The organism is Pedobacter sp. (genome assembly GCF_041662865.1).
Taxonomy (GTDB): domain Bacteria; phylum Bacteroidota; class Bacteroidia; order Sphingobacteriales; family Sphingobacteriaceae; genus Pedobacter.
The window spans coordinates 21,257-27,384 of record NZ_JBAZRL010000045.1; the positions used below are offsets into that span (position 1 = coordinate 21,257).

Genomic DNA, 6,128 nt, shown 5'->3' on the forward strand with positions numbered 1-6,128 from the left:
ATAACACCAGAATTAATGGCAAGATTAAATCTTTTAGAAGAAACGAGGTTCGAAAAACTCCCTGTTACAGTCTTTAAAAACCCTAAAGAAGCTTCTATAAATGTAGCGCATAGAATTGCGAACATTATTAAAGACAAACAAAAAAACAATTTAAATGCAGTGCTAGGTTTAGCAACTGGTGCAACTCCAATTGGAGTTTATGCAGAATTAGTAAGGCTACACAAAGAAGAAGGTTTAAGCTTTAAAAACGTGATTACGTTTAATTTGGATGAATACTATCCAATGCAACCAACTGCTGCTCAAAGCTATGTTTCATTTATGAATGAGCATTTATTTGACCATATAGATATTGATAAAAACAATGTCCATATTCCAGATGGCACATTAAAACTGGAAGAAATTCCTGCTTTTTGTTTAGAGTATGAGCGCAAAATAGGCGAATTTGGTGGCTTAGACATGCAAATATTAGGAATTGGACGTACTGGTCACATTGGTTTTAACGAGCCAGGATCTGCGCCTAATTCTGGCACACGATTAGTTACTTTAGATGATTTAACCCGTAGGGATGCTGCCCGTGATTTTGGTGGTAAATCTTTTGTGCCTACAAAGGCGATTACAATGGGAATTGGCACCATCTTTAAAGCACGTGAAATTGTGTTAATGGCTTGGAACCGTAAAAAATCTCCAATTATAAAAAAGGCTGTTGAAGGAGAAATGTCAAGCGAAGTACCAGCAACTTATTTACAACTTTCTGATAATGTAGAATTTGTTTTAGATGAAGATGCAGCTTCTTTATTAACTAGGTTTGATACACCTTGGTTAGTAAAAGATTGCGTTTGGACAGATCAATTAATTAGAAAAGCGGTAATATGGTTAGCGAACACACTACACAAACCTATATTAAAATTAACTGAAGACGATTTTAATAATAACGGTATGGCGCAATTAGCGTTAGAAAAAGGGCCGGTTTACAATATTAATATTCACATCTTTAATAAGTTACAACATACAATTACAGGCTGGCCAGGTGGCAAACCTAATGCAGATGATAGCCAAAGACCTGAAAGAGCTGAGCCAGCTAAAAAACGTGTAATTATTTTTTCTCCGCATCCAGATGATGATGTAATTTCTATGGGCGGAACTTTTATCCGTTTGGTTGATCAGAAACATGATGTGCATGTTGCTTATCAAACTTCGGGTAATACTGCTGTTTGGGATGATGATGCATTGCGTTTTGTAGAGTTTAACAATGATTTTTCTGAAAAGATGGGCATGGCACATCCTGAAATGAAAAATATGTACACCAGAATGCGCCAATTTATGGAGCAGAAAAAACCAAATCAAATAGACACTCCAGAAATACAAACTGTTAAAGGTTTAATTAGAAAAGGAGAAGCCATTGCTGGTGCTCGCTATTGCGGGTTAGAAGACGATCATATCCATTTTATGGCACTGCCTTTTTATGAAAGCGGGAAAAATCAAAAAAACCCGGTTACTGAAGCTGATGTTTTGTTAACGATGGAATTACTTCAAAAAATTAAACCTGAACAAGTGTTTGCCGCAGGCGATTTTGAAGACCCTCATGGTACACACATTGTTTGTTTCAATATTATTTTAGAAGCTTTAAAAAGATTACAAAAAACAGAAAGCTGGGTTAAAGATTGCTGGTTATGGATGTATCGTGGTGCATGGTTAGAATTTGAAACACACGAAATTGAAATGGCAGTTCCACTTAGCCCACAAGAAGTTGAACGTAAAAAGTTTGCTATTTTCAAACATCAATCTCAAAAAGATAGAGCTGTTTTTCCAGGTGATGATGCTAGAGAATTTTGGCAAAGAGCTGAAGATAGGAACAGAGAAACCGCAAAAGCTTACGATAATTTAGGTTTAGCAGATTACGAAGCAATGGAAGCTTTTGTTCGCTACAAATTCTAAATTCCTTTTTACATTCATTTTATTAATGATTTAAAATTATCTTCTATATATTAGTCTTATAGAAGATAATTTTAACATAAAGAAATGGAACTTAAACCTCAGCGATTATTATCATTAGACTTTTTTCGTGGCCTAACTGTTGCCACAATGATTTTAGTTAATAATCCAGGTAGTTGGAGTCATATTTACGCTCCACTCGAACATGCCGAATGGAATGGCTGTACACCTACCGACCTTGTATTTCCTTTCTTTTTATTTATTGTCGGTGTTTCGATAGCTTATGCAATGGGCAGCAAAAAGGCAGACCCAAAAAGCCATCAGAAAACGATGCTAAAAGCCTTAAAAAGAGGGTTAATTTTATTTGGATTAGGGCTTTTCCTTGCTATTTTTCCTAGAAATTTTCAAGATTATAATTTCATAGAATCAATTAAACACATTCGTATTCCAGGGGTTTTACAAAGAATTGGCGTTGTATTTTTTATCTGCTCTGTGATATTCTTAAAATCATCTGAAAAAAATATTTTTAGAACTATTATTATTATCCTTTTAGCATATTGGGCATTTATGATGTTTGTGCCCGTACCTGGAGTTGGCTATGCAAATCTTGAAAAAGAAACCAATTTAGGTGCTTGGTTAGATAGAACTATTTTAACTGAAGCTCATTTATGGAAATCTTCCATCACTTGGGATCCTGAAGGGATATTGAGTACGCTACCAGCCATCGCAACTGGATTATTCGGAGTTTTAGTTGGTGTTTATTTAAAACGTAAAGATGTTGAGCCTGCTTCAAAAATTGCTTGGCTATTTTCTGTAGGAAGTGTATGTGTAATTGCAGGTCTTTTATGGGATCTAGAATTCCCAATAAATAAAGCGTTATGGACAAGTTCATACGTACTTTATTCAGGCGGTTTGGCTACTATTGTTTTAGCGCTTTCCTATTGGATTATCGATGTGCAGCAATACAATCGTTTTACAAAACCTTTTGTAATTTATGGAGTAAATGCAATCACTGTGTTTTTTGTGTCAGGATTAATGCCTCGTTTGCTAAATATGATTAAAATTAAACGAGCAAATGGCGATGAAATCGGTTCGTTAACTTACTTTAATGAAACTTTCTTCACGCCTCATTTTTCGCCAATAAACGCATCTTTAGCTTATGCGATATTTGTTATACTTTTCTTTTATGTAATACTTTGGATCATGTACAAGAAAAATATCATTATTAAGGTTTAAGTTGGAAGTGAATACAAAGTATGAAAACACTTCATATTTTAAATGGGGACGCTACTTTATTTGTTTTTAAGCAAACAAAAATTGAAGGAGATATATTAGTTTGGCGTGAAATTTTAGCAGATGGTCCAGTTTCAAAGACAAATTTATGGGAACTTCGGTCAGATTGGATTTCTAAAACTTTTGGAGAAAATCCTGCCAATTACCAACAGAAAGTAATAACAGAAGCTGAAAAATTAAACCATCTCGATAAATATGATGAAGTTACCTTGTGGTTTGAATACGATTTAACTTGTCAAATTAACCTGATTTATATACTCTCTGCAATAAATTACAGAAAAGATAATTCTATTTCTTTAATCTGCCCAGAAACTATAGAAGGAATGCCAAACTTTAGAGGTTTAGGCGAGTTAAATCCAATGCAGTTGAAGAAGCTTATATCTCAAAAAGTTAAATTACAAAAAGCTGATTTAGAGCTTGCTAACAAAGCTTGGGATTTATATATTGAGAATGATGTTGAGCAAATTAAAGACTTTTTAACTCAAGATTTCCGTAATTTACCTCTGCTTAAAAAAGCACTTAAAGCACATTTATTGCGCTTTCCTAATCCTAGTACTCAATTAAATCACATCGAAGAGCTTTTATTGATCTTATCAAATTCAGGTATTTCCAGCAAAGCTGAACTTTATAACGCATTTTGGGCACAAGAGAACATTTATGGTTTAACGGATTTACAGCTCGACCATATCCTAACTCGATTAAAAGAAAGAAAATTAATTACTAAAGAATTATTTTAGTTTCTATTTTGCTTGTACGCCAATTGGCCCAGTAGGTTCACTTTCATTCTTTAAACGATCTAAAGCAGTAACCAAATAATTATATCTTTTACCTTTTTCTGCATTAGTATCTAGATAAAAAGTAAAGTCTCTAAAACTAATGTTTATTATGTTTTTTGGGTTTAAGACATTGATTTTTTCACCTTCTTCAAAACGATATATCACATAGCCTGATGCTGTTTCACCATCTGTTGCCTTAGATGGCTTTTCCCATTTCAAATTAACTCCATCTTCAAGTGCGTCTGCAGTAAAATTTTGAGGAGCATTTGGAATCACATCATCCAACCAGGGCATTTGTGGTGGCAAAGCCGGATATTTGTATAAATTATTTCTTAACGAATCAGCAAGAGATCTAGCATTTGTAGAAAGAGATTTAGAACTAAAAAACACACTTCCTTGCACTCTATTGTTCTCTCTCATGTACCTAATTTGATTAGGTATTTCATCAAATTTCATCCATGTTGCATCTACTTTTGTAGGCATACGCACTAAATAAGCGGCTTGACCAATATATAAATGTCTTCCGTAAGTATTATTCGCCCACCAATCTAATAACACTCCAAAAGGTGCTGCAGACCTAGCGAAAGTGAAATATATTTGTGGATTGATGTAGTCTACCCAACCTTCTTTAATCCATTTTCTAGAATCAGCATATAATTCTCCGTAGTTTGATAAGCCATTAGTTTTAGACCCCAACGTGTCTTCTCTAAAATTTCGCCAAATACCAAAAGGACTAACACCAAATTTTACGTATTTCTTATAATAATGAACACTATCATTTACTGTTTTTATCAGCATATTAACGTTGTTTCTACGCCAGTCATCAATTTTTGTAAATCCATTAGGATACTTTGCAAAAGTAGCAGCATCATTAATTTTCTGTCCTTCTATACGATAAGGATAAAAATAATCGTCAAAATGTACGCCATCAATATCATATTCTTTAACCACATCTAAAATAATTTGTACAATGTACGCCTGTACTTCTGGTAATCCTGGGTCAAACAACTTCTGACCTCCATACGTGTAAAATAATTCTGGACGTTTTTTAGTAATATGCTCAGGGCTAACCAGTTGAGATGCATTCATAGTTGCTCTATATGGATTAAACCATGCATGCAACTCCATTCCTCTATTATGAGCTTCTTTTATAGCAAATTCCAAGGGATCGTAACCAGGGGCAGGTGCAATTCCTTGGGCACCCGTTAACCAATGACTCCAAAGCTCTCTAGATTTAGCATATAATGCATCAGCCGTAGGCCTAATTTGCAACATAATGGCGTTCATGCCATTTTTCTTATGCTGTTCTAATATCCCTATAAATTCTTGCTTTTGTTGATCGGCTGAAAGACCTGGTTTTGAAGGCCAATCTATATTTGTGACTGAAGCTACCCAAACGCCTCTAAATTCGCGTTTTGGAGCAATTTTTGTAGTGTTTTGTGCGTTAGAAAAAAGAGGAGCAGCTAGTAAGAGTAAAAGTGCGTAAATATAGCTTTTATTCATTATTTGGTTTTGCATAAAAGAAAAACAGGTTTGATTTGTAGTCGTCAAAGTACATTAACTGTTCTTCGACTTTTCTATAAACGACTTTTTTTAAAAAATCTGACACAAAAGTGCTACAAATTTTACACTTTTCATTTTTTTATATTATGTTAGCTGTTCTTTAGAATCGAAATACTTAGATTAAAAGTTAATTGGCGGCATATTTTGGCCAATTTGAAATTTAATAAACATGCAAGACCAAGATCCCGTTAATAAAGTTGATAGAAATAAAGTTTACTTTTTAGTTATTGTAATAGCTGCACTTTTAGGCATAAACGCATACCTATATTTTAAAGATAAACAACAGAGCAATAGGTTTGTAACTGTAAATACAGAAAAAGATCGACTAAATCTTGAAGTAGAAAAAATTGAGGTAGAACTCGATAAAGTAAATTCACTAAACGTAACCTTAAGCGAAAAGCTACAACAAGAACAGAAGTTAGCTCGAGAAAAAATTGCAGAACTAAAATTGGCTTTGCAAAAAGGTCAACTTACTCATGGTGATTTAGAAAAAGCGCAAAATCAGGTCAAGGAATTAAGAGAATTTGTAAAAAATTACAACGATAAAATTACTCGATTAGAAAC

Annotated in this window: 4 protein-coding genes and 1 pseudogene; 4 read left to right on the plus strand and 1 reads right to left on the minus strand. The window is 33.9% G+C overall.

The annotated features are described in order from the left end of the window. Positions 1-15: 15 nt before the first annotated feature. The 3 genes from nagB (at position 16) to WC622_RS13370 (ending at position 3,962) form a co-directional block, all read left to right on the plus strand. Positions 16-1,935 carry a glucosamine-6-phosphate deaminase gene (gene nagB, locus WC622_RS13360; RefSeq protein WP_372820199.1) on the plus strand — a complete coding sequence of 640 codons (1,920 nt, stop codon included), beginning with the start codon at positions 16-18 and terminating at the stop codon, positions 1,933-1,935. An 84-nt stretch (positions 1,936-2,019) separates the two neighbouring features. Continuing rightward, on the plus strand, positions 2,020-3,168 hold the full coding sequence (locus tag WC622_RS13365) for an acyltransferase family protein (RefSeq protein WP_372820200.1): 1,149 nt from the start codon (positions 2,020-2,022) through the stop codon (positions 3,166-3,168). Positions 3,169-3,188: 20 nt separating this feature from the next. Next, complete coding sequence (locus WC622_RS13370; protein WP_372820201.1) at positions 3,189-3,962, plus strand: DUF1835 domain-containing protein; 774 nt, start codon at positions 3,189-3,191, stop codon at positions 3,960-3,962. Positions 3,963-3,965: 3 nt separating this feature from the next. Here the strand turns inward: WC622_RS13370 and WC622_RS13375 are convergent, their stop codons facing one another. Next, entirely contained in the window at positions 3,966-5,504 is a 1,539-nt protein-coding gene (locus WC622_RS13375; RefSeq protein WP_372820202.1) for a glycoside hydrolase family 10 protein, read from the minus strand. Between the two features lie 229 nt (positions 5,505-5,733). Here WC622_RS13375 and WC622_RS13380 point away from each other — a divergent pair. Further along, positions 5,734-6,128 (plus strand): annotated as a pseudogene (locus WC622_RS13380) (hypothetical protein); the annotation flags it as partial.

Bases quoted from the DNA above. Each gene is read 5' to 3' on its own strand.
- nagB (WP_372820199.1), top strand. From the start codon at position 16: ATGGCAAGATTAAATCTTTTAGAAGAAACGAGGTTCGAAAAACTCCCT.
- WC622_RS13365 (WP_372820200.1), top strand. From the start codon at position 2,020: ATGGAACTTAAACCTCAGCGATTATTATCATTAGACTTTTTTCGTGGC.
- WC622_RS13370 (WP_372820201.1), top strand. From the start codon at position 3,189: ATGAAAACACTTCATATTTTAAATGGGGACGCTACTTTATTTGTTTTT.
- WC622_RS13375 (WP_372820202.1), bottom strand. From the start codon at position 5,504: ATGAATAAAAGCTATATTTACGCACTTTTACTCTTACTAGCTGCTCCT.